The organism is Streptomyces cyaneofuscatus (assembly GCF_033109485.1).
Taxonomy (GTDB): domain Bacteria; phylum Actinomycetota; class Actinomycetes; order Streptomycetales; family Streptomycetaceae; genus Streptomyces; species Streptomyces cyaneofuscatus.
In genome coordinates, this window is the sequence record NZ_CP137002.1 from 1634314 (window position 1) to 1660902 (window position 26589).

Annotated in this window: 1 protein-coding gene; it reads right to left on the reverse strand. The window is 74.4% G+C overall.

Translation table 11 applies throughout. From position 1 onward, the window contains the following. Positions 1–57: 57 nt before the first annotated feature. Positions 58–26493, reverse strand: a complete 26436-nt coding sequence (locus R2B67_RS06820) for a lonely Cys domain-containing protein (protein WP_381073724.1) — start codon at positions 26491–26493, stop codon at positions 58–60. Between the last annotated feature and the right edge of the window lie 96 nt (positions 26494–26589).

The window sequence follows — 26589 nt, forward strand, 5'->3', positions numbered from 1 at the left end:
TGCGTGGTCGGGGGCGGGGATCGGGGCAGGCATCAGGGCAGGGATCGGGTTCGAGCATCAGGGAGCTGGGGCGGATGCCCCGGTGCGGTCGTCATCGCTCGGCCTGGAGCGGGGCAGTGGTGCCGGGACCGGGCGCGGGGCGTCCTCGGCCGAGGCGGGGTGTGCCGGGCGGGCCCGCTGCCAGGGGGCGACCCCGGGGGCGGTGCCGTCGGCCGCCGGGTGCAGGGTGAGCACCGGGTCCCCGGCGTCACCGGTGCCGGAGAGGTCCGCCGGGAAGCCGGTCCACCACACGGTGCGGCCCAGCCTGCGGGCGATGAGGTCCGCGAGGCCGGCCGCGTCGGCGGCCGGGCCCGGGAGGGCGAGCACGACCGGCACGGTCAATTCGGTATGGGCCAACGCCGTGTCGGCGGCGAGGAGTTCGGCGAACTCGTCGGCGGTCGCCTGATAGGTGTCGCCACCCCAGGACACCTCGACGAGATCCGGGTCGTCCGCGTCGGCCCCGGCCCGCACCAGGTAGGGGGCGGGCCGGTCCTTGCCCTGCGCCCAGGGCGCGTCCGCAAGTCCGGTGGGGGTACGGAACCGGGCCAGGTCCACGTCCTGCACCGGCCGACCCGTGTAGTCGCGGCCGGTGCCGTCCGCCGTGCCCTGGACCGTGTCGAGCGCGGTGTCGTCGTACGCGCCGGCCTCCTTCAGGGCGTACGCCGCCGCGATGTCCGGGTCGGACGCCTCCCGGCCCACCGCGAAGGCCCGGGTCAGCACGTCGAGCGCCTCGGTGCGGCGGGCGTGGGCGGCGCCCGGGTCCGGCTCCCGGTGGAGGACCCTGGCGACGAACTCCTGCGTGCCCTGGCCGATCCCCGGCAGCGTTTCCTCGGCCTTGACCCGCGCCCAGAACATCCGGGACATCTCCGCCTCGCCCACCTCGTCGGTGCGCAGGCGCAGAACGGCGGCGGCCTCGTCCTCAGCGTCCCCCTCCGCCAGCCACTGGGCGGCGGCCTCCACCGCGGGCAGGTCGACGAAGCCGACGAGCCCGTCGCCCGGGTACCGGGCCCACTGCTCCGCGGCGGCGGCCAGCACCCGGCGGGTGGTCTGCCGGTCCACCCCGGCGGCCGCTTCCGGGTGCGCGGCGACGACCCGGTGGAGCAGTTCCAGCGTGAACGGCCCGGCCTCCTCGAAGTCGGAGTCGCTGCGCCACATCTGGTCCACGGCCGCCGCCCCGCGCAGCAGGTCGTCGAAGCCGGGGTCGTCGTCGATGTCGTGGCCGAAGGTGATCCGCAGCGCCCGCACCAGCCGCAGCGTCGCCGTACGCATCTCGTCCGACACCTCGCCGTCGCCGGGGCTGATCCCGGCGATCTCCGCCAGTCGGTCCAGTTCACCGACGTCGGGTTCAGGACTGGCCAGCGCCCAGGCTCGGCGGCGGCCCTGGGCGTCGGCGAACAGGGTCCGCCGGTAGCGGCCGTTGCTCTCCTGGGTGCCCTGGGGGCCGTAAGCGAGGCGTACCGCGCGCCCGGTGGCGTTGGCCACGTGCTGGCCCATCGAGACGGTGGCCAGCGGGTCGGCCACGAAGGGGCCGCCGTACGCGTCGGATGCGGTGCCCGGCTCCGGTACGGCGCTGTCGCGCGGCGCTCCGCTCCAGCAGACGACGAGGTCGACCCAGTGGTCATCGGGGAGGGTCGTCAGGCTCTTGCGGCGGCGCAGCCACGGTCCGGCCTCCCGCTCGTCGATGTCGCGGGTGGTGCCGTCACGCAGGGCGAACGTCAGGCTGCCCGGAGAGCCGTGGAGGTCCAGCCGGTACGCCCGGTCCTCGGGGCCGGGCCGGGGAAGGTCGTACTCGCCGGAGGTGCGGCCGGTGGCCGGGTGGTCGTGGACGAAGGTCGCCATCCGGTCCAGGTGGCGGTCGTCGTCCTCGAAGTCCCGGGCGAACTCGGCGGGATGGTGGGAGGCCCGGCCGATCTGCCGGCCGCTGAGCGCGCTGACGAGGGCCCGGCTCACCACGTCGTGGTGCCAGACGGGAGTGTCGTCGTCGGTCTCCGGCCCGAGCCCCGGATCGCTCGCGATCCAGTCGCCCCGGGGTGTCTTCGGGGTGCGGACGACATCGATGGTGCTCGCCTCACCGGGGGCGGACTCGACGGTGATCCGGCCGCTGTGCGCCCACACCGTCCGGCCCGTACGGTCGGCGAGCCTGCGGGGCAGGTCGAGGTAGCCGTCGGCGGCGAACGGTACGGCGAGCACGACGGGCGTGCCGGGCGGCAGCGCCTCGCGGGCCAGGTCGGCCGCGACCAGCTCCACGAACTCCTTGATGCCCAACTCCCGTACGGTGCCGTCCGGGAGCCGTGCCTCCACCCGGTCGGGCCCGCCATCCGCGGCCACCACGTAGGGGGTCGTGGAGCTCGGCCAGGGGGTCGGTGAGGTGCTGACGACGTCGTAGCCGCCCGCCGGGTCGGCCTCCAGCAGGTCGCCCTGGGTGGTGTCGAGTCCGATGACGTCGCTCGTGCTCCAGTTGAGGCCCGGGACCCGGCTGCCGCCGACGGTGAAGTGCTGGGCGCGACCCGGCGCGGTGACCCCCAGCTCGGACAGGTGGTACGCGGCCAGCGCCGGGAAGCCCGTCGCCCGGCCGGCCGCCGTGGCCCGGCCCACCAGGCCGAACAGCTCCTGCCTGGTGTCCTGTCGGGCGGGGGCGCCGGGGTCCAGGTGCAGGACGCGGCGGGCGATGGCGTCCACGTCGAGCGGCCGGTCCCGCAGCGCGCGGTCACGGCGGCGCAGGGAGTCGAGCTTCTGGACCGCCACCGCGTCCGGCGGCTGGTGGAGGACGACGGTCGCCTGGCGGCCCAGCTCGGCGCGGGTCACCTGGGCGAGGGCACCGGTGCCCACCCAGTCGGCGGGTACCCGGGCCATGGCCTTGACGACGATGCCGAACTCCTGGGCGGTCAGGCGGGGTGCGCCGGTCGGCAGATCCCGTTGCAGCCGCTCCAGTTCGGCCGCCAGCAGCCGGGTGAAGCGGTGGCGCGCCGTGGTGGCGCGCCGCCTCGCGGGTGAGCCGGAGGACGGGCGGTCGGGGCGGATGTCGGCCCCGTAGCCGGTGACCTCCACCCGGGGCAGGGACGCGCCCGCCCGCCGGTTGCGCAGGCCGGTGGCCGCCACCTGGGCGGCGAGCAGCTCCAGGGTCCGGTCCCCCTGCGCGGAGGGGCTGGTCTCGTCGCGCCCGTACGCCACGAGGGTCCGGGGCGGCAGCGGTTGCAGGGCCCTCACCGAGGCGGGGGTGACGGGGACGGCGGCGGCGGGGGCCCCCGGTACGGAGGTGGACTCGATGCCCTCCATGGGGTCACCGGTGGAACTGCGCTGGTTCCGAGCGGTGTTCGGGGTGGTGTCGGCGGGTGCGGCGGCCGGGTCCCCGATCCGCGACTCCTCGGCGTCCGGCTCACTGTTGGTGGCCGGTGTAGGCGCCCCGGCGCCCGGGGCCGGCGTGGCAGGCACCGTCCGCGCACCCACGTCGGGGACGGACGGTGCGGTGAACCGCCAGTCCGTGGAGCTGGGTTGGGACAGCGTGGAGAGGTCGGGCGCCAGCACGGGGAGTTCGCCCTCGGCGGCGTCCGGGGCGGACAGCTCTACCGGGGAGGTGCTCCACCACACGGGCCGCCCCAGCCTGCGGGCGACGGTCTCCGCGACCTCCGGGGCGGGGCCGCTCAGCCCGTCGAGCAGCAGCAGGACGGGCACGGAGGACTGGATGCCCTGCAAGTCCGTATCGGAGGAGAGCAGTTCGGCGAACTCGGCGGCCGACAGCCGGTGGGTGGCCGTGCCCACGGTCACCTGGACGTGGCTGCTGTCCTCCAGGTCCACCGAGGCCCGAACCGCGTAGGGCACCGGCCGGTCCGTGCCGTCCGCACCCGGTCCGGCCCACGGCGCGTCCACCGTCGTGTCCGCCACCCGGAAGCCGTCCAGCCGGGGCAGCAGGGTCGCGAGGCCGCGCCAGTCCCGGCCGGAGCCGAACGCCGCGCCCACGGTGGTGAGCAGCGCGGGCGCCGCGAGGGCACCGGCCGCCTCGATGGCGTACGCGCCCGCCACGTCCGGGTCGGCCATGTTCCGGCCCGCCGCGAAGCCCCGGGTGAGCAGGGCGCGGGCCCGGTCGCGCAGGGCGTCGTCCACCTGAGTGTCCTGGCCCAGGCGGAGGGCTCGTACGGTCAGCAGGTCGGCGGCCGGTCCGGGGCCGGGCAGTGCCTCCTCGGCGCGGACCCTCGCCCAGAACATCCGGGTCCGGTGCGCGGGGGCGTCGGCGGGGTCGGTGAGCCGCAGCGCGTCGACGGCCGCCCGGTCCGCCTCAGCCGGGTCGGCGAGCCAGGCCGCCGCCGTACGCAGCTGCGGGAGGGGGACGAAGCTGCTCACCGGCAGCGCGCCGCCCGCGTTCCGCCACGCCTTCGCCGCCTCGGCCAGCACCTGGCGGGTGACGTCCCCGTCCACGCCGCCGGCCGCGAGGGGGTGCGCCGAGATCACCTGGGTGAGCAGCTGCGGCCAGACCGGGCCGGTGGGCTGGAGGTCCGGGTCGGTGAACCACATGTTGACGATCGCGGCCGCCCCCGTGACCAGTGCCGGGAAATCGTCGGCCGCCTGCACGTCCGGTCCGACGACCAGCTTCAACGCCCGCACCACGCGCAGCAGTTCGGAGCGGACGTGCGGAGACGGGTCACCCTGGAACCCGGCCTGCTCCGCCAGCCGGTCGAGTTCGGCGTCATCCGGTTCCGGGTGGCTGGTCTCCCACCACCAGGGGCGGCCCTGGGCATCGGTGGCCAGCACCCGCACCGGGCCGTCGCCGAACCGGACCACGCCCTGGGAGGAGTACGACAGCCGGGTCGTGCGCCGCAGTTGGTTGGCCAGGTGCTGCCCGAGGGAGAGGGCGTCGTCGCCGAGCGGATCGATGGCGAACGGCGCGGGCAGGACACCGTCGAGCTGGGAGACGTCCTGCGCGGACCCCTGACCCGGGGCTCCGGAGTGGCAGATCACCAGGTCGACCCAGTGGTCCTGCGGCAGGCTCGTCAGACTCCTGCGCCGCCGCAGCCATCCGGCCGCCTCGTCCCGGTCCACGGTCCGGCTGGAGCCGTCGGCCAGCGGCAGGGACAGCCCGCCCGGCAGCCCGTGGCCCGCCAGCCGGTACGCCTTGTCCGCCGGGCCGGGGTCCCGCATCGGCAGCTTGCCGGAGTACGTGTTGGTCGCGGCGTCCCAGTGGACGTAGAAGGACATGTGGTCGAGGTCGCGGTAGCTCTCGCGCTCCCCGACGAGTTCGGCGGGCTGGTGGAAGCTGCGCCCGGTCTGCTCCCCGGTCCGGGAGCTGACGATGGGCTGGGTCAGCACCTCGCGGTGCCAGGCCGGGGCGCCGTCGTCGGGGTCCGGCGCCAGGCCGGGGCGGACCGGGAGCCAGGTTCCGTCCGGCAGGCCGTCCCGGTGGAGCACGGCGACGGTGTTCGTCGCGGCCGGGTCGGGGTTGCGCTGCGCCAGGCCGCTGTGGACCCAGACGGTGCGGCCGGTGCGCTCGGCGAGCTTGCGGGGCAGTGCCAGGTAGCGGTCGCCGGCATACGGCACGGCCAGCACGATCGGGGCGCGCTCGGGCAGCGGGTGGCGGGTCAGGTCGGCGGCGACCAACTCGGCGAACTCGTCGGCGTCCAGCTCCCAGGTGGTGCCGTCCGGCAGTTGGGCCGTCACCCGGTCGTGGCTGCCGTCCGCCAGCACCGGGTACGGGGCCGGGTCCCACGGCCACGGCGCGATGTCCGCGTTCCCGGTGGGGGCGGGCGCGCCCGTGGGCCCGGTGGTGAGCCGGTCCACGAAGAGGGTGTCGAGCCCGGCGGTCGCGGTGCCGGTCCAGTTCAGGCCCGGCACCCGGTTGCCGCCGGCAATCACATGCCGGGCGCGGTCGTCCGCGAGCAGGCCCTGCTCCTCCAGGTGGAAGGCGGTCAGCGCGGCCAGACCGGTGGCCCGCCCGGCGGCGATCGCCCGGCCGGTCAGCGTGTACAGGTCGCGCCGCATCTCCGGGTCGACGAGCACGGACGGCGCCAGGTGCCAGATCCGGCGGGCGACGGCGTCCACGTCCAGGGGCCCGGAGCGCAGGGCCGGGTCGGTGCGCCGCAGCGCGTCCAGGGCGTCCAGGGCGGCGGCGTGACGCGATGACGTGACGCCGATGGTGGCCTGGCGGCCCAGCTCCTCCCGGCCGATCTGCCCGGTCAGGGCCACGGCGGCACTCTGGCCCGGCACCCGGCTCCGCCCCCGCGCGCTGATGGTGAAGTCCTGCCGCCGCAGCGGCGTGACCCCGGCGGGGAGGCCCGCCTGAAGGGTGCGCAGGGCGTGGTCGAGATGGCGCACGAACAGATCGCGGACCGCCTGCGCCCGCAGATCCCCCTGGGCCTGGGCGGCCTGGTCCCGGTCGCGCGCGGTCCCGGCACCCCGCGCGTCGGCGCCGTATCCGGCGATGTCGATCCTGGGCAGCGGTACGCGGTTGCGCCGGTTGCGCAGCGCGGTCCGGGCGACCTGGTGGGCCAGCCGCTCCACCCCGCGCTCGGCGCTGTCGGCGGTTCCGGTGGCCTGCGGCGCGAACGGTACGAGGGTGAGCGCGGGCAGCGTGGTGAGCGGCCGGGCGGGCGGGGCGGCGGGTACGGCGTACACGGGCTGCCCGCCGGCCGCGCCCGGACCGACGGGTACGGGCGCGGGCAGGTCGAAGGTGAAGTCGAAGTCGGAGAGGTCACCCAAGTCACCCAGGTCACCCAGGGGGTCCATGCCTGCCAGGGCGTCCAAGGCATCCAGGTCGAGGCTGTCCAGGGCGGACGGGAAGGCGTCGGGCAGATCGAGACCGCCGAGGTCCATATCCATGTCCATGTCCATGAGTTCGCCCTGCCCCTGGCCGAAGTCCAGGTCGGGCATGTCCAGATCCGGCATGTCGCCACTCGGCCGGGACTGGAGAGCGGGCCGCCCCGGCGCCGTCTCCCCGCCCCTGGGCCCGGTCGCGGGAGCGGTCCGGCGCGGTGCCAGGCCGAGGCCGGGACGCAGGGAGTCGGCCAGCTCCGCGGCGGAAGCCCGTACGCCCTCGGCACCGCCTTCCGCCGCCAGCAGATGACCGGCGACCCGCCGCACCGCGTCGCGGAAGGCCTCACCGGCGTACCGGGCATCGGCGAGTACCGGGTGCGGTTCGGGCGGCAGCACCAGGGCTACGGCGGCCGACCATGCGCGGGCGGTCGCCGTGTCGTCCCGGCCCTCGGGGGCCGCGTCCAGGACCTCGGCGTACGTCCCGGCCCACAGCCGGCGCGCCACGCTCGCCGTCACCGTGTCGAGGGCCCCCGTTCCGTCTTCGGCCCGGACCAGGCGTACCCGGGCCAGGTCCAGCGGGGAGAGCCCGCCGGCGGGCAGTCGGCCGTCGCCGCGCAGCATCATCTCGGCGCGCAGGCCCGGAGAGAGCGTGACGCCCGCCTCGCGCAGCTCGTCCGAGCCGACGGTCTCCTCCGCGCCAGGGGGTGCGGGGGCCGGCGGCAGGTCGTCGGCGGTGAGCTGCTCCGCGAGGTAACGCCGCTGGTCGGCATCGAGGACCACGTCCGGCCCGGCAGGCACGGCCCCGGGCTGCGGCGGGGCGGAGTTGAGTGCCGGAGCCGGAACGGGGGCCGGCTCGTCGGCGTCCAGCACCTCCTGGGCGTGCTCGTCGGGGAAGCGGCCCTCGCGGGCGACGTGTTCGCGCAGCTCCTGCTCGGTGAGCGGGGGGATGTTCCAGTAGCGGCCCCAGTTGTCCTGGTAGTCCAGAGCAGGATCGTGGCCGGGGAGGGAGTCCAGCGCCAACTGGGCACCCCGCATCACCTCGTGGAAGGAATGGTGGCCCGCCGACAGCGACATGGCGATCATCCCGGCCCGGATCAGCCCGAGGTCCAGGTCGAGGCCCCACTGGTCCCGCATCCGGGCGGCGTGCACCAGGAAGCGGTAGGTCGATCCCGCGGTGCCGGTCAGGACCAGGCCACCCGAGTCCTCGGACGTCTCCTGGAGGCCGGAGCTCATCGCGAGGTCGTACACGGAGGACGCGGGCATCCAGGTGAGTCCGAGCTCGTTCACCGCGAAGGGACGCTCGGCGCTGCTCAGCGGCGGACGTACGTCGTCGGGGTCGGTCGGGACCGTGTGCTCCCGGGTGGCACGGGCGAGCGCCTCCTGCTTCTCCGCTACGGAGAGGGTGTCGTCCAGGTTCAACTGCGCTGCCAGCCGCTCCAGTTCGGCGCGGCCCTCGGCCTGGCGGCGGCTGGGCCGCTCCGCCTCGATCTCCGGGTTCGGGTCCTCCCGGCCACCGAGCATCTCCGGCACCAGGTCGCTGGAGATGCCCTGGAACAGGAAGGTCACCAGCTCCCTCAGGTTGCCGGTCCGCAGCACCTGCTGGAGGGCGGGCCTGCTGGTCCCGACCGTCCCAGGCATGCTCGGGTTCTCGCTGCCGAACGTGGCGAGGGCGCGCGGGTACTGCTGCCGCGCCCGGTCCCATGCGGCGCGCGCCATCTTGCGGAACTCCTCGGTCACCGCCTCGTTCTCCGCGAGATGTTCGGCCAGTCGGCGCTCGAAGGCGACGGACTCCTCGGCGTACCGGATGCGGGCCCGGACCCACGCGGGCACCGGTGCGCCACGGTCGGGGCTGGGCGTCGCGGACCGGCGGCCCGGACGGGACGGGTCCCGGTCGGAGGAGGAGGTGCGGGACCCGGTGGTGGGCGGGTCCGTGACGACGGGCGGCGACCCCTCCGGGGCGGGCCCGCCGGTCGGACGCGGCAGGGCGGGCGGCTCGGTGCGGAGCGGCTCCCCGCCGGGCGCGGGGCGGCCGGACTCCGGAGGGGACGTGTGCCGGTGGTCGTCGATGTCGACGGTCACCACCCGGCCCCGGTCCGGGTCGGTGGCGCGGCGGACCCGCTGGGCGTCCAGGGTGAGCGTGAAGTCGGAGAGCCGGACGTGCGGGCCGGGGGTGCCCTCCTGGAACGTCCTCAGCAGCCCGGCCAGCCGGTCCCCGAGGGCCTTGCCGACCGCCGCCGCGCGCTTCTCGCCGCTGGTCCGGGAGCGGTTGCCGTGTCCGGTGACGGTGACCGCGGGCAGGGGCAGACCGTTGGCGCTGTTCCACAGGCCGGTGCGGGCCAGGTACAGCGCCAGGGCGTCCAGGTTCTCGTCCGCGTCGGGCGACAGGGTGTGCTGCTGCTCGGCGAAGCGTACGGTCCGCCGGTCCGGACGGAGGGTGTGGCCGTGCAGGGCGACCGTGGTGAGCGGGTTGGACACGGCGGGTGAACGGTCCGACAGCAGCGCCGCGTTGACGGCGTGCGCCGACTCCCCCGGGCGCTTGCTGTAGGCCCGGAAGTACCACTCGTCCTTGTCGTGCGGGACCGGTGCGGCGGACCGTACGGCGTCCCGGGCGCGGGTACGGGCCTGGTCCACCTCGCGCTGGGCCAGAGCGTGTTCGGGGCGGTCCTCGGTGAAGTGCCACCGGACGTGCTCGGCCTCATGGACGGCGGCCAGGGCGCGGGCCGCGCGCGCGAACCCTTCCAGCCGGGCGATCTCCGCCGGGTCCGCTCCGTCGCGCCGGGCCTGCTCGGCCCGTCGGCCCGTCTCCTGTGCCAGGAGGGTGAGTTGCTCTTTGTCGTAGCGGTCGAGGTTGTCGTCCACGACGGCGTCGAGCTGGTCCGCCGGGATCTCCGTGCGGTTGTGGTTCTCGTTCTCCAGGGTGATCTGGTGGGTGCCGTCCTCACTGGCCAGCACCACCTGCGCGAAGTGGTACGGGGCGTGCGGGCCGACCGGGTCGCCGGGCTTGGCGTGGTTGTGGGTGAAGAGCTGGGCGCCGCCGGCGTTGGTGGTGCTGACCGACTGGATCAGATAGCCCTCGCCGACCTCCGCCCAGGCGAACTCGTTGACCCCGGCACGCGCGGCGGCCCGGGTCAGCGGCCCGCGCAGCGCGTTGTCCTGGGTGTGGCTGAGGGCCCGGCCGTACGCCTCGCCCGGGGTGGGCGCGCCGACGACCCCGCCGGTGAAGCGCGGGTCCCGGCCCGCCTGCCGGACGGCCCAGTCGGGGGTCACGGCGGTGGCGGTACGGGTGCCGTCGGCCACCTCCGTCAGTGCCTGGGCCAGATGGTGGGTGCCGGTGACCTCCCGGCCGTGCAGTCCGTTGACCGGGGCCGTGGCCACTGTGCCATCGGGGCCGCGGAAGGCGAGATGGGAGAGCGGCGCGGCATCCGTTCCGGCGACCATCCGGGCGAAGTCGCGGGTGAAGGCGTGCTCGGAGGCCCCGGAGGCGGTGAGGAACCGGGGCTCCACCCGGAACAGCGGTTCGCCGGGCGTGCCGTCCTCCTGGTCGAGCACCACCCGTACCGAAGGGTCGGCCTCCAGCCGCACCCCGGCTCCGGCGGCGGCCAGTCGGGCCGAGGAGCGCTCGATCGCCGCGCGGGTGGCGTACACCTGGCGGCCCCGGCCGGTGGTGTCGTCCCCGGCCGAGAGCAGCGCGACCGTACGGTCCGCGGAGATGTGCAGCGGCGGCCGGTCGGCGGCGGGGACGGTCCCCGGAATCTGCTGGGGCAGGATCAGCGCGGGGCCCTCGGCCCCCTCCCCCGTACGGACTTCACCGACGGCCACCGGGCCGACGGTCCGGGGGCCGGGCTCGGTCAACAGCACTCCGGTGCCGCTGTCGTCGATGACCTGGTAGTCGCGGGTGATCAGGGGGCGGGGGCGCAGGGCGTCGATCCGGTGTTCCCACTGCAGTTGGTCGGCCAGCCGGTCGAACTCCGCGTCGCCGTCGCTGGTGAATCCGGAACCGCTGTCGCTTCCGGCGTCGCTGCCCCGGCCGTCGTCGCTGTCGGTGTCGCCGCTGTCGCTCCGGTCGCGGGCGCCGGGCAGGCCGGGCTCCTGCGGAGGCGGGGGCGTGGTCCAGTCCGGACCGGCCTCCCCGGCCCTCCGGTGCACCACAAGGTGGGCGGCTCCGGTGGTGGGGTGGGTGAGGACCTCGGCCGGCCCCATGGGGTACCAGACCGGCCGGGCCGTCGTGCCGGCGACGAGGTTGGCGACCTGAGCCGCGAACGCCGGGGGCAGCGCGAGGACGATGTCCGCGCCGGCCGGCCGCCGGGAGTCGTACGAGATGATCCGGGCCATCTCCTCGGCGTCGCGGACCACGAAGGTGCGCCACGGCGTCACGATCTCGACGCCACCGCCCTCCGCCGCCCCGGCCACGAACAGGTACGGATTCCGCCAGGCCGCGTTCCGCTCGGCCGCGCGCCCGGACCGCTCGGCGAGATAGGCGTCCGGAGCCGGAAGACCCGGGTCCTTCTCCGTGAAGTTCCGTCCTGCGGGGGTCCGGTCCGCCGTGCGGAGCAGAGTCTCCTCGGCGAGGGCGTCCCGCCGGGTCTCGATCTGCCGGTCGACGAAGTACAGGGCGAGGTCATCGGCGCTCGCCAGGTCTTCCGAGGACGCCTCGAGCGCCAGCGCTCCCAGGTCCAGGACGTCCTGGTTGCTCACCCGGGCCCGGGTCGGCAGGTGCAGGACGTGCCGGACGAGGTCGGCCAGGCCGTCGCGGGTCGTCCGGCCGCCCGCCGCCTCCTCGACCAGCTCGTAGAGGGCTTCGGAGGTCTCCTGGAGGCGGGCGCGGGGAGCGTGGCTCCACTGCGGACCGAACACCGCCGTCAGCCACTCGGGGTCGGCCCAGATCGGGGTGTCTTCCTCCCCCTCGGAGTCGGAGTCGGAGTCGGAGTCGGAATCGGAGTCGGAGTCGGAGCCCGGATCGGTGTTGCCGTGGGGCTGGGGGTGGGGCTGCGGCTGGGGCTCGGCGCCGGAGAGCGTGCTCAGCTCGTACGCCTCTTCCTCGCCCGGCAGCCCGGGACCCTCGCCCGTGGGGGAGATCTCCGGCGTCTTCGGCTTCGGGACCGGGGCCTTCGGTGCCGGCGTCGGCGTCTTCGGTGCGGGCGTCGGGGCCTTCGGTGCGGGTGTCGGAGCCGGGGTCCGGAGGAGCAGCGGCACGAAGTCCCGGCCCCGGCGCCGGAGCCGGAGGACGGGCGCGTCGGCGGAGGGACCGGCGTAGGTGTGGGCGGTGCCGTTCTCCTCGATCAGGGTGACCGTGGCGCCGGTCGCCTTCGCGGCCCACTCGGCCACCGCGCGGTCGGCGTCCGGGCCCCACGGGGCGTTGGCCAGGTGGCGGCGCAGCCGGCCGTCGAGGGCGTCCTGGCTCAGGACGGGGGTGCCCTTCCGGTCGCCGGGCGCCGGCGGCGAGAAGAGCGTGTCGCGTTCCGCCCGTTCGCCGGGGAGGCCGTTCAGCCGCATCAACTGGGCGGGCGACGCACCGGCGCGGGTCCGGAGCCGGGCCGCCGCCCGTGAGTCGCGGCCGGGCTGCTCGGCGGCGTGGCGCAGGGCCGTGGAGAGCGCGCCGAAGAAGCCGTTGCCCCGTCCGGCCGGAGTGCCCTGGGTGTAGGTCGCGCCGTCGGGGGCGGTGAGGAAGCCGTCGCGGTCCAGGCGGTAGCGCGGGCCGGTGGTGTCGGCGGGCGGCAGCCAGGGTGGGGTGGGGTGGCTGCGGTGGGCGGGCGGCTTGGGGGGCGCCGGGGGCGTGCCGGTCGTCGTGGTCGGCGGCGCGGGCAGCGCGGTGGTGGGAGGCGGCACCGTGCCGGGCGTCAGCGCGGCGGAGAAGAAGCCGTCGGCGGCGAAGAGCACCGGGCCCGAGGCCGGGACGGCCGTCGCCGGGTCGGCGCCGTGCGGCAGGAACATCTGCGGCCGCCCCTCCCCCGTCACCACCGTCACCGGGGTGCCGAGGATCCGGGCCGCGAGTGCGGGCAGCACGTCGGCGCCGCCGTGGTCGGCCGCCCGGCGCTCGGGCGGGGCCGGGTCACCGGCATCCGGGTTCGCCGTGGGCTCGGCCGTGAACGGGCGGTACAGAGCAGCCGTGGCCAGCGCCACCCGCTGCTCCGGGGTCGGCCAGACGGTCTGCGGGAGCCGGCCGAACGCGTCGAACTCCGCCTGCTGAGCAGCCGTCAGCTCGATTTCGGCGTAGTCCAGTTCGGCTTGAGTGAAGGTGTCCGCCGCATCCAGGGCCAGGCCGTCGAGCAGATCCTCGTTGCCGTCGTCGGCCAACGCCCAGGCGAGCCGGTCGCGTACCGCACCGACGGCCTCGGCGGTGACCGCCGGGTCATCGGGGGCCGCCGCGAACCGGTCGGCGAGGCCCGCGTCGAGCAGGAAGGGCAGCTTGCCCTGGTCCTGGGCCGTCGCGAGGAGCGCGTGGAAGAACGAGGCCCCGTCGTGCGGCACTTCGTGGACCTCGTGCACCGTGCGCCCGTCCGGCGAGGTGAGGGTGCGCGCGGCGGAGCCGGTGGCGTCGGTGACCTTGTACGGCTCCGGCGCCTCGGAGCGCCAGTCGGGCGCGGCGTACTCCTGCGGCACGTCCTTCACCGGCACGGAGCCCGAACCCTGGTGGTGGGCGGTGAGGCGGGCGGCGGCCAGGTGGAGGCGGTGGTGGTCCTGCGCGGCGGCGTCCAGGCGCTGCTGCCACCGTCGTACGTCGTCGCGGGCCGTCTGCCAGGCGGTGACGGCCGGGGAGGCGGCCACCGCCGGGGACGGTGTCGTGGCCCCGGCGCCGTCACCGAGCGCGGTCTGCTCCTCGGGGCTCAGGTCGAGCCAGGTCTCCCGGGCCTTCGCGCGGGCGTCGTAGTAGTTCTTCTCGGCGGTGGCGAGGTCGGCCGCCGCCTTGGCCTGGTCGTCCCAGGCCGTGCGGGCCTCGTCGGGGAAGGTCGTGTCGTCCAGCAGGCCGTAGTCGCGGGCGATGTCCTCGCGGAGCCAGACCAGGGCGGTGGTCTCGGCCTCGGCGGCGCGCGGGCCGCGCCTGGGCTTGCCGAGGGCCTGCATCGGGCGGCTGTCGGTGACCCGGTGATCGACCTCGGCCACCGACAACCAGCTGACGGGGACCGCGAAGAGCATGCTGCGGTCGGTGACGACCTTGATGTGGGTGCCGACGGTGGTGTCGGTGGCGCTCCTGAGGGCGGTTGCGTCGTTGGCGCCGCCGATCGGGACCGTGGCTCCGGGGTTGGTCACGCCCGCGTTGCTGTTGCCCGCCAGCGGCGACGTGCTGACCGCGCCCTCGATGTTGTCGGTGATGCCCGCTTCCAGCGCGTCGCCGGTCTTGCGCCGCTGCATGGCCTCCATACGGGGCTTGTTCTCCACGGCGAGCAGCCGGGCGCCGGTGCGGTGCATCTTGGCGTAGAGGCGGGAGTCGGCGGTGTGGGACTGACCGAGGAGGCGGGCGGAGGACTGGGTGGGCAGCGGCGAGCCGTCGGGGCCGAGCGCCTCGCGGAAGCCCGCCGTCAGGCCGACCTGGGAGGTGGCCTCCTGCTGGGCCTGCACCGGGGCGGTGCCGAGGGCGGTGAGCGGGGTGTGGCGGGCCATCCGTACGCGTTCGGTGAGCGTGGTGCCCGTATGGCGCTTGCCGAGGTCCGTGTCGCCGGGGAAGCCGTCGGCGCGGGCGGTGGCGAGGGTGAGGGCGTCCTGCACGTTGGCCGAGCCGAGGATGTCGACGGCGAGGATGCCGGAGCCGATCACGTCGTCGAAGGGCAGGATGTCCGGGTCTGTCTCGCCGCTCTTCCCGTCCGTGGTCCGCCACCGGGCGATGCCTTCCGGGCGTGCCTGATCGGCCGTCAGAACCTTAACTGCGCGGACGGGTTCTCGTACATCCTGCTCGGTGAGCGCACCGTCCGCGCCCGCACCGTCCGGGGTGAGCAGGCTGGCCGGGAGGATCTCGTTGAGGGAGCCGACGGGGGCGGTGGCGGTGGGGCCGAGCGGCTTCCCGGAAGCGTCCACCAGGGTGGCTGTCAGGGTGTACGTCGTCACGATCTCGGCGTGCGCCTGGGTGGTGGCGATGTTGGGCATCGCGGTGCTGCCGACCGCCTCGGTCACATTGCTGGACCGCTGCTTGGCGGCTGTGCCCTGGAGCGCCGGGTTGGCGACCAGCACCCCGCTGCCGGCCGCGCGTTCGCTCGCGCTGAGCGTCACATCGGCGCCGCGGTCCTGGGACCGGCCCTCGACGTCGTCGCGGGCGGTGGTGCGGTAGTCCTCCAGTTCGTAGCCGGTGCGCAGCCGCTCCACGGTGGTGGTGACCGGGGTCAGGGTCAGTTGCAGCTGGCCGGGGCTGCCGCCGACCGGCAGGTGGTGCGGGCTCGTCCAGGTGCGGTAGCGGACCGGCAGGGCCATGCCGTCGGTGGTCAGCTCGTGCACATGGGAGCGGAGGAAGTCCGGGGAGAGGCGCTGGAGCACCTGCTCCCGGTCGTGCGAGGGCACACCCATCCGCTCCAGCTGCCCCATCAGCTGCTGCGCCGCCCGGCTCGCGTCGAGCTGGCCGCTGGGGTGGGAGGGGAAGTGGCGGCGGCGGAGGAAGGGGGGCAGCTTGTAGCCGCCGCCGAGGTTGGCCGGGGTGGTGGTGCCGAGGCCGTCGGGGGCGAGCCCGGCCTCGATCGCGTCCTGCATCGGCAGGTGGAACATCACCGCGTCGCGGACGCGCTGGAGCGCGGCGGCCGCCCGGCGCGGGGCGAGGCCGCGCCCGAGCCGTTCGGAGATCCGCCCGGCGGCGGAGCTGATCCCGCCCCCGGCCCGGGTGCCGACCGCCCCCATCGCGGCCGTCCAGCGGTCCCGTACGGCCACGGTCTCGGTGGCGTCGGCGACCACCAGGTACATCCGCCCGGCGTAGCTGAGGGTGGTGTTGCGGCCCCGGGTGAGGGTCTGGGAGATGCTGCGGCCCTTGCCCCAGGCGTACTGGAGGGCGGTCGAGTACGCACCCACCACGGCGTGTTGGCCGGGCGCCTGCTGCAACGGCGTGACCGCGCCCTGGAGTCCGAGGGTGGTCCGGGTCCCGGTGCTGGAGGTCCCGGCGACGCGGTGCTCGTTGCCGATCGTCGCTTCGAGGCTGCCCGGCTTGGGGTCGCTCTTGACGCGTACGTTGTCGAGTTCGCCCCGGACCGCCGCCTTGAGGTAATGCGTCGAGAAGGGGCCCGCGCCGGTGAGCCCGGTGATGCGGGAGCCGAACGGGCCGAGATACTGGCCGAGTTGCCCGGCGACGCCGAGGTTGGCCATGGCCCGGCGCAGGGCGGTGCGGATCGGGGCGCCGGGCGCGCTGACGTGCCAGGAGGTGCCGGTGGCGCGGTCGGCGGTGTCCTGGACGAGTCGCTGCCGCTGCTCGCCCCCCTCGGTGCTGAGGACCACGTGCGGGGCGCTGAGCAGCTTGTTCACGAGCTGCCGGTCGGACGCGGAGGTCCGGGGCAACGGCCGTGTCCCGTCAAGGAGTTGGTCCGCCTCGGTGGCGGCGAGGGGACGCGGTACGGGGGCGGGCGCGGGCGCGGGTGCGGGACCGGTGGCCGGGGGGTCGGCGGGGGCGTGGCGGTCGGAGCCATGGGCGGCGGGGACTGCGAGCTCCACCCGGCCCACGGTCTCGGTCCCCCGGGTGAACAGCGGCCGCTCCGTGACCTTGCTGACGAAGATGCCCGCGCCGAGCAGCCCCACCGTGGCGAGCCGGGTCCAGCCGCGCGGCCTGCGATGGCCCTCGAAGGTGGCTCCCAACTCCACCTGGTAGCTGTAGAGATCGGCGCCGTTCTGGAAGGTCAGCTGGTCGTGGGCGACCGCGACGGTGTTCTTGGTGGCCCGGGTCCGCGTCTGCGCGTAGCGGGCGCCCAGGGAGACGTTGCCCGCCTGGCGGGGCACCCCGGCTGCGGGGTCCTTGTCGTGGTCGCGCGGCGAGATGCCGAGCTCGACACCGGCGGAGAGGGTGGTGGACTCCTGCTGCCCCTGGCCGGAGATCTCCGTGCCGATGACGGCGTTGCGCAGCGAGCGTTCGCTCAGGGTGGTCTCGAACTGCCGGTCGGTGAGGCGGGCGCGCAGGATGAGCGTGTGGTGACCCCGGCGGACCTTGCCGTCCTCGGTGAGGGTGACGGGCACTCCGGTGGTGGTCAGGTCGTCCAGGCTCTGCGCGAGGCTCGGCCGGTTCAGCGCCTCGCGCACCTGGCGCTCGTTGTGCAGGGCGGTCCGCATGCGCCCGTCCCCGTACCAGAGCTTGGCCAGGTGGGGGTGGCGCAGCATCAGCGGGGGGACGAAGAGCGACGGGTAGGCACGGGTGAGGGTGTCCAGGACCGTGTCGGTGAAGGCCTTCAGGGGGTCCTGAGGAGCCGGGGCAGGGGCGGGGGCCGGGGCGGGCGCGGGGGCGGCGGCCGTCGCCGGAGCGGGCGCCGTTGTCGTGGCTGCCGTCGCCGGAGCGGGGGCCGCCGTCGTGGTGGCCGGGGGCGGCGGGGCGGCGGGCCGCCGGTCCGGTACGAAGCCTTCGGCGCGGACCTGCCCGCCCAGGTGCACCGGGTCCTGCCGGGTGAGGTACCACGGCACCGGCGGCTCGGCGTCCGGGTTCGGGCCGGTCGCTCCGGGCGTACGGCTGTCCCAGCCCGCGAGGCGGCGGGCGTCCTGGGTGGAGTACCAGTCGAGGCTGACCACCCGGACCGGCCGCGCGGCGGAGGCCGGCTGACCGGCCTTCCGCACCATCAGGGTGCGCTCCACCCGGTACAGCGCCATCGGGTGGTTGCGGACGCGGCCGGTCACCTTGCGGGCGGCGTCGGAGCCGAGGTAGTGGCCCCGGCCCGCGCTGAGGTCGGTGCGGACCAACGGGCCGCCCTGGAGGCGGATGTCGGTCTCGGGGCCGACGAGGGTGTAGTTCGGCCCGGCGGTGACCTGGACACCGAGGCGGGTGTCGCGGACGTGGGCGCGCTGGTTCTGGTACGTGGTCTGGGCGAGGTCGCGCACCTCCGCCTTGACCGACTCCGTGACCAGGGTGGCCCGGTGCGGGATCGACCGCTCCACGATCAGATGGCCCAGCGGGTGCTGCCCGCTGCCCCGGGTCAGCTCGGGTCCGCTGACGGGTCCGGCGAACCGCCCGAAGAGGCCGAGCAGCCGTCCCGGGCGGACGTAGGAGACCAGCGTGCGGTGGGCCGAACTACCGGGCCTGGCACCGGATATGGCGAGTGCCACGTCCTCCGGCGGGTCCGTCAGGTGCAGCGCGGTGGTGTCGGTGATCCGGGGTTCGGCCCCGTCCGGGAAGGTGAGCGTCTCCGGCGCCCGCTTCGGTCCCTTGAAGGGCACGGTGAGGTCGTCCGGCAGCCGCCAGCTCAGCCCGTCCCGCATGGCGAAGGCGGCGGAGTGCACCTGGCTGCGCTGCCAGCGCGGGGTGGCGGCGGGCGCGGCGCCCGGACCGGGTGGCGTCGGCGCGGGGGCCTTCGGGGCCTCGGTGACCCGCTCGACACGCACCCGGTAGTGGACGTCGTCCAGATGCAGGTGGGACCCCTCCCAGGCCCGGTACTCGCTCTGGTGGTACGCCTGGGTGCCCTGGGTGTAGTCGGTCTTCCGGGTCCAGCCGAGCGAGACGCCGATCTTGAGCATCCAGGTGAGCGGCGGCCCCATGCCCAGCGCGGCAGCGACCCGGCGGCCGACACCGACGCTGCGCCCGCCGCCGGTACCGGACTGGCCGCGCCGCATGGTGTCCAGCCGGACGGTCGCGCCACCGACCTCGCCGAACCGTTCCCAGCGGTGGTACGGGACGGCCTCGACGGTCATCTCGTGGCCGACGCCGGACTTCTCCCGGCCCACGAAGCGGGCGCCGCGCGGGGCGGTGAACGCGCCGGGCTGGTCCTTCAGCAGGCGCAGCAGCTCCGCCTCGTCGAACTGGGCCCGGAGCTTCTTGGGCAGCTGGTCGAAGACCTCCTTGGCCACCTGCTCGGGCGAGCGCAGGGTGAGAACGCCCAGGCCGTTGAGGAGCCCGGCCCTGGGGGTTGCGCCTGGCCGGGCGCCCGGGTCGGTGGAGCCGTCGTCCGGGTCGGCGTCGGGGCTGATCAGGACGGTGGGCAGCCGGCTGCCGTCGTCGAAGGTGACGGTGCGCGGGGCGGGCCCCGGCGGCCGGGCATCCTCGCCGGTCAGCAGCCGGGCCGGGCGGTACCGCTCCAGCTGGGTCTCCAGCGGTACGGGGTCCCCCCGGTCCGGGGTCTCCTCGGCCGGAGCGTAGAGGTCGGGGGCCCTTCCCATGCTCCGCAGCCACTCGCCGAAGACGTCGGTGCCGGCCGGGTCCAGGGTGGCCGGGGCGGGGATGGGAGTCGGGGTGGGGGCGGGCACGGCTGCGGCCGGGACCAGGGCGTCGTAGTGGTCGGATCCGTTGTAGGCGAGGTGCAGGGTGCCGCCGTGGCCGCCCGGGTTGAGCGGGGTGACGGAGGTGCCCGCCGGGGCCGACGCGTCGGGCCGGACGAGCCGCAGCTCGATGTCGAGGGTGTGCGCCAGCGCGAGCGGGAGCGCGTCGGCGAAGGGCGAGGACCACAGGGCCGGGAGCTCGGCCGCAGCGACGATCAGCCCGTCGGTGCCGAGCTTCCGCGCGTCGGCGGGGGTGGGCGCCACATCGGCGAGGTGGGGGTAACCGCTGTCCTTGAGGATGCGCCGCCACCGGCGTCCGTCGCCGTCGGTGACGACCGCCTGTTCGATCCGGTCCCAGCGCTGCCCGATCCGCTCCCGCGCCTCCGGGTCACGCACCCCGGCCAGGGCGGTCATCCGCAGGTCGTCGACGACGGCGAGCACCGGGTCCGGGGTGGCCTCGACGTCCGGGGCCAGCAGTTCGGAGCCGGTGAGCCGGTCGCGGAGCAGGCTGCGGAGGCCTGCGACGTTCCGCGCAGCCCAGGCGGGCGGAACGTCGTGGCCGCGCGCGGTGTCGAGGAGCGACCGGAAGAGGCAGTCCCCGTCGGCCCGGGTGCGCAGTCTGCGGAGGGCCTGCCCGTCCGCGTGGACGGTGTCCACGAGGCCCGGCGTCCCGCTGCCCTTGCTGAACAGGTCCACGTCCTCGGCGATGCTCTCCGGGCGGCCGGACGGGGAGGGCGGGGAGGAGGCGTTGGGCTCGGGGTGGACCAGCTCGGCGTGGTCGCTGCCGGGGCTGAAGCGCAGCAGCGGTTCGCCGGACGAGCCTTCGTGGGAGCTGACGATCTTGTCGAAGACCGACTTGTCGAAAGCCGTCGGCGGATTCCAGAACATGTGCGCGCCGTGCGCCACGGCCATGTCCTTGGCCCGCATCTCCTCGATCAGAGCGTCATGCGCCGTGGGCGAGATCCGGGAACCGTCCGGCGACGAGACATCGAACAGGTCATGGTCTCCGGTGATCGGCCGACGCCCGCCCTGGTCATCGACACCGAACACGATTCCGTCATGGACGGTGAATTTCCCGTCGGCCTCGTACTGGGCCATCTTCCCGGCCAGCTCATAGAATTCCGTGGACCGCTGGTTGAACCGCGAGACCACCCGGTCCCAGGCATCCACCGGAACCGAACCCTGATCCGGCAACGCCGGCTTGAAGTAACCGACCAACCCGATGTTCCCCGCATCCGCACCCAGCAGAACATCGACATCCGAGACCGTCTTCGCCTTGATCTCCTGAGGCTTCGACATCGCCCCCGCGTCCAGCCACTTCGGCGCCGAAGGATTCGTCGGCCGCACATCCACGACCACATTCCGGCCCCGCGCCACATCACGGAACTTGTTGAAATTCTTCTCCGGAATGCCGTACGTGTGCCGGGCCGTGTAGGAGTCGACCTGTCCGGGCTTGAGCTTCTGCGTCCAGGTGAGGACGGCGTGGTCGCTGTTGGGGCTGAAGCGGAGCAGTGGTTCCCCAGTGGGGCCCTGATGGGAGCCGACGATCTTGTCGAAAATCGACTTGTCGAAAGCCGTCGGCGGATTCCAGAACATGTGCGCGCCGTGCACCACGGCCATGTCCTTGGCCCGCATCTCCTCAATCAGCGCGTCATGCTCCGGATGCGAAAGCCGGGAACCGTCCGGGGAGGAAAGGTCGAACAGATCGTGGTCGCCCGTGATCGGACGCCGTTCGCCGTCGTCGTCGCGGCCGAACACCACCCCGTCCTGAACGACGAAGCGGCCGTCGGCCTCGTACTGGGCCATCTTTCCGGCCAGCTCACGGAATTCCGTGGACCGCTGGTTGAACCGCGAGACCACCCGGTCCCAGGCATCCACCGGAACCGAACCCTGATCCGGCAACACCGGCTGGAAATAACCGACCAACCCGATGTTCCCCGCATCCGCACCCAGCAGAACATCGACATCCGAGACCGTCTTCGCCTTGATCTCCTGAGGCTTCGACATCGCCCCCGCGTCCAGCCACTTCGGCGCCGAAGGATTCGTCGGCCGCACATCCACGACCACATTCCGGCCCCGCGCCACATCACGGAACTTGTTGAAATTCTTCTCCGGAATGCCGTACGTGTGCCGGGCCGTATACGCGTTGACGACGAGGGAGTTCACCGGGGGCGGCGTTCCCTCGGAACCGGACCCGGACCCGGACACGTCCGGGTCGATGGTCGGCCCTGCGGGCTCAGGGCGGTGCAGGCGGCGGGCCAGCTCGGCCGTGTCGTCGGGGCCGAGGCCCAGTTCGGAGAGCGGCAGCGGGGCGTCCGACAGCGACCAGGCGATCTGCGCGGACCGTGCGTAGGAGAGGCCCAGCACGTCGGCCCGTGAGACCAGGGTGTCCGGCGCCGGTGTGGGCGGCGGGGGCGGCAACAGCCGGTCGAGCGTCGTCGTGGGGGTCGCACCGGACCGCAGCCCGGCGGCCGCCTCCAGGAACGCGGTGTACTGCCGCTGGGTGGGACCGGTGGCCGGGTCGACGGTCCCGCCGTTGGTGGCGGTGTGCCAGTCGGTGACCATCCGGTCCAGCAGGTCCGGGGTCATCCGGCCGTCGCCGTACCGGGCCGCAGTGCCCGGATCGCGCCAGCGCAGCCCGTCCACGTAAGCGAGCGCAGCCAGCAACTCCCGGTTGCCCGGCTGCTGTTCGGCGTCCGGGCCAAGGACCTCGCGCAGGGTGCGGAGCTGCTGAAGGGTACGGGCACGGGCGAAGGCGTCGGCCGGGTCCGGGCCCGTGTGCAGTCCGGCGTCGCGGGCCAGGTCGTCCAGTTCGGTTCCGGCGGGCTCCGGGGTGAACAGCCGCCACCCGCCCGGCCCGTCCGGACCTTCGCCGAGCACCGCGGTGACGTTGCCGTCCCGGTCCTTGGCGGTGCCCGCCTCGGTGGTCGGCGCGTACACCGGGCGTCCGGTCCGGTTCGCCACGTGCTGGGCGACCGGGAGTCCCGCGATCTTCGGCTGCTGCCCGGTCTCGCAGGAGAACAGCACCAGCGGCCGGTCCCGGTCCCCGTCCTGCGCCCAGGACTTGAGGACCTCGCCGAGCTGGACACCGCTGACCTTGACCGTGGGGTACGCGGGGTTGTCCGTCCCGAGGGTGACGGTACGGGGCGTGCCGTGGCCCACGAAGTAGTCGGCGCCCCGCTCGGTGCCCGAGCCGGGCAGTGCGGTCGGCGGGCCGGTGAAGACCGTACGGGGAGCGGGCGGGGCCTCCCCGGAGGTTCCTGGAGGCGGAGGCTCGGCCGTGGTGGTGCGCACCCCGCGGAAGGTGTCCTGGCCGAGCAGCGCCTCACGGCCCGCACTCCGCCCCGTACCGTCCTCGGCCGGGCCCTGCGAGATGGTCACCGTCTGCACGGCGACGCCGGGCTGCGGAGTGAGCGCCGTCTGCCGCACGAGGCGCCGGAGCTCGCTGAAGGGCACCTTCTTCCGGTCGAGCGTGGTGACGGAGGGCCCGGCGGTGGGGGGCGGCGCGGTTCCGTCGCCGTCGGTGGTGCTCGTGGTGATCAGGGCCACCGGGGCGTCGCTCGTGTCCATGTCTCCGTCCCGTCCCGACTCCAGGTGCGGGTCGGCGGCGGTCTCCCCTTGCGGCGGGCGCGGCCTCCCGGTGTCCAGGGCACCGTTGCGGATCAGGGAGTGGACCATCTGCGGTACGGAGTGGCCGCCCTGGAACAGGCTGTACATGTTGTCCGGCACGACCGGGCGCAGGCCCTGCTCAAGGAGGAGTTTCGGCAGCAGGATCTGCACGTTGGACCGGAGGTTGCCGTCCTGGAACGGGTGGACGACGTGCAGCGCCCGGATGGTGCGGACGATGGAGGCGAGCTTGGCCGTGTCGTCGGCATCGGGGTCGGACACCCGGGCGTAGTGCTGCTGGAACAGCGTGTCGACGAGGCCGGGGGCCGCGTTCTTGCCGTAATTGGTCGCCAGCGAAGGGTTGTTGTGCATGAACCGGGTCAGGATGGTGACCGGCCGGGGCTTGGGCAGGGGCGTGGACCAGTCGCGGCTGGTCGTGTCGTAGACCAGCAGTTGATCGCCGATGCGCTCGTCGAAGATGTCGTCGGCGAGCGTCTCGCCCCGCAGCGGGAACTGCGTGGCACCGCCGCCGGACCAGCCGATCGTCCGGCCGAGGTGGCCGGTGGCCAGCCCGTGCATCGTCCCGTACGAGGTCGAGTCCATGGGCGTGGCGACGGTGGCGGGGTCGCCGAGGAACTGCGTGTACGCCGACACCATGCCCTGCTGAAAGCCCGGTGAGCGGTCGTGGTCGTAGTAGGACCCGGGGTCGTCCGGGAAGGCTTCCAGCGCGGCCTGGTGGTTCTTGGGGTCGATGTAGAAGGTCCACCACCGGTCCTCCGGCAGGAAGTCCCGGAGTGTCTGCGGTGGTTGGTCCTGGTCCGGGTCTGCGGGGCGGACGGTGATCTGCCCGGGCGGCGGCGTCGTGTCCGCGTCGCCGCGGCCGGACTCCAGGTGCAGGTAGGTGGCCGTCTCGGCCCAGGGACGGGCGTCGGTGGCGAGCTTGGAGGCTGCGGGTGGGGCGGTGGGCGTGATCGTGGGGGCCGAGGAGGACGGGGTGACCGTCGGCTTGATGTCCGGGGCGGTGTCGGTGAGCGGAGCCTTGACGTCCGGTCCGGGCGTGGAGCTGGTGGTGATCACCGACGGCTTGGCGTCGGGGACCGGCAGGTCACCCGTGGTGGGGGCCGACTCGCCCGACAGCACCTTGACCGAGGACGGGTCGATGTCCCCGTACTCGGCCTCGGTGCGGGGAGGCGCGGTGGTGGCGTGGGTATCGGGATCCGCCGGACCGGACTCGGTGTCGGTGGACGTCTCCGGTGTCTCCGGTGCCCCCGGCGTCTCCTGCGCCTGCTCGCTCCACGAGGTCTCGACCGTCGCGGCGGTGTCGCCGGGCTGGCCGCCCTGCGCGACGGGACGCGGCGGCGAGCCCGCCGACGCGGGAGCCGGGTTGGCCGACGCGGTGGTCGAGGCGGCGGGTGGTGGAGCGGCCGGCATGACGGGCGGCACGCCCAAGGCGTCAGCGACCGGCAGCAGCACGTTCGCGCCCGGGAACGCCGTGTCCGCCCCGCCGTCGGGCATCGCGGCGGGCCCGGGGCCGGTGAGCGGGCGGACCTCCACCGGCGCGCCGGGGCCTTCGCGGGTCAGCTCGACCGCCTCGCGCACCGGTTGCCCCGTCGCGTCGGAGCCGGCCGGCGGACCGAGCACCACGGCCCGGTCGACCCCGGCGCCGTCCAGCAGCTCGGCCGCCTCCGGTGATCCGGCGACCGGCGGCGGCCCTTCGGAGACGACGACGGTCAGCGGGGGCGCACCGGTGCCGGGGCCTTCGGCGGTGGTCGAGGTGTCGCCCTCGACTCCGCGCGTCTCGGGGCCGCCGCCGACCTCTCCGGGAGCGCGCGCATCGCCGTACGAACCGCTGGTGTTCACCTCGGGAGGGGCGGTGGTGCGGCCGTCCGGGCCAGGCTGGTCGCGCCGGCCGGACTGCTCGGCAGGGCCGGAGGAGGTCTTCGTACCCGGTGATTCCGCGGTGTCCACGCCACCGGATACTCCGGTGCCGCTGCCGGCCGGTCCCCCTGGCCTCTCCCCCAGGATCGGCGTGTCCACCGTCACCGGCGTGCCGAAGCTCTCCAGGGCCCGGCGCACCTCGTCGGTGTCCACCCGACCGGCCGGGCTGTTGCCGGAGGGCACCACCCGCACCTCGGGCAGCTGCGAGAGCCGCTCGTGCACCCCGTCGCGTACGCCGATCTCGGCGGGGCCCGGCGGCTGGGAGCCCCGGAGCGCGGCGAGGTCCCGCAGAGCCTGCTCGCGTACCTCGGCGGGCCCCTGGTGGACCTGCTGCCACAGCGCGTTCTCCGCCGCGGTCACCGGCAGCGGGCCCGGCGTGTACGGGGGCGGATCGACGGAGACATAGGGCGGCGGGTCCTGGGACACATAGGGCGGCGGCGACTGGCTGCCGGTGAAGTCGCCCTGGCTCGTGGTCTGTTGGACGGTCGGTGGCAGCGAGGAGACACCGGGACCGGGGCCGCCCGTGCTGTCCGTGCGCGAGGGGCCCTCGGTGCGGTCGGAGCCGCCCGTCTCCGTGCCGTTTCCGTTTCCGTTTCCACCGGAAACGGTCGGCGGTGGCTGGTTGCGCAGCTTGTCGATCGCGTGGCGGAGTTCGGCGCCGCTGTTGAGTGCGGCACTCATGAGGGTGGATTCGACCCGGCTGCTGACACCCGCGCCCACGAACGTGGTCCAGCTGGAGGACCAGTCCCCCTCGAAAGCCCCCTTGATCAGGATCTCCGCGACCACCTCGCCGGCTCCGGCGGCGATGAAGTCCGCCGTGCCCTTGAGGGCGTAGTGCGCGGTGAGCGCGCCCGGCCGGTCGAGGTTGAGGCGCAGGATCTGGCTGTTGCGCCACAGTTCGGGGTTGTTGCGGAAGGAGAGCGGGCCGTCCCGGAAGGTGACGGGCACCGGGCCGGGCGAGGGGGTGGGGCCGGGGGTGTTGCCGTACGGGTTCGGGTCGGGGCGGTCCTTCGGGGGGCCGGGCAGGTCGGGGTCCGGCTTGGGGTTGGGGGTGGGCCCGTTGGTCTTGATGTCGACGTTCGGCGTGTCCCGCAGGTTGGGGGGGTTCTTGAAGTCGAGATCCGGGCCCCCCTTGAGGAAGTTGCCGTCGAAGCTCCTGACGATGTCCTTGGCGAACTTCTCGAAGACGCTGGTGAAGAACCCCGCCGCCGCGCCGAACGCGGCGGCCTTGCCGATGTCACCCCAGTCGATGGAGTCGGGGCGCCGGCCGTCCGGGGCGAAGTTCATCATCGCGAGCCGCACGGCGAAGGTGGTGAACGCCTCGGCGAACGCCTCGGTCAGCGAGGGCGCCAGGTGCAGTCGCTGGAGCAGATGGCTCAGCGTGGTGAGGATGAAGAAGCGGCTGCGCAGCTTGGCCATCATGATCTGGCTGGCCGAGGCGCCCCCGGTGAAGAAGGACATCGCCAGGTAGATGGCGATCTCGATGAGCAGCCGGATGATCTCGGCGATGACCTGCCACTTGGACTCCATGATGTCCATGGAGGTCTTGCGGCGGCCCTCGGCGATCTTGTCGAGCTGGTCGGAGAAGTCGCGCAGGTAGTTCTTGCCGCCGTCGTCGATGAGCATGCCCATCGCCTTGGCGTACGACGAGGCGAGGTCGTCCGGCATGGACTCGCCGATGTCGTGGATCGACTTGTCGATCAGCGAGGAGAGCCGGTCCAGTTTGCGCCCGAGGCCGGAGTAGGGCCGGCGGCTCTCGAAGGCGAGGTCCTCGTCGGCGTCCATGAGCTTCTCCCCGGTGAGGATGAAGATCATGGCGTTGACCTCGGGCGATACCTGGATGCTCACCGACGGCCGTCCCGGGGGCCGTGCGGGAAGGACGGGCCGTGCGGGCAGGACGGAGCAGCCGCT

Bases quoted from the DNA above. Each gene is read 5' to 3' on its own strand.
- R2B67_RS06820 (WP_381073724.1), bottom strand. From the start codon at position 26,493: ATGATCTTCATCCTCACCGGGGAGAAGCTCATGGACGCCGACGAGGAC.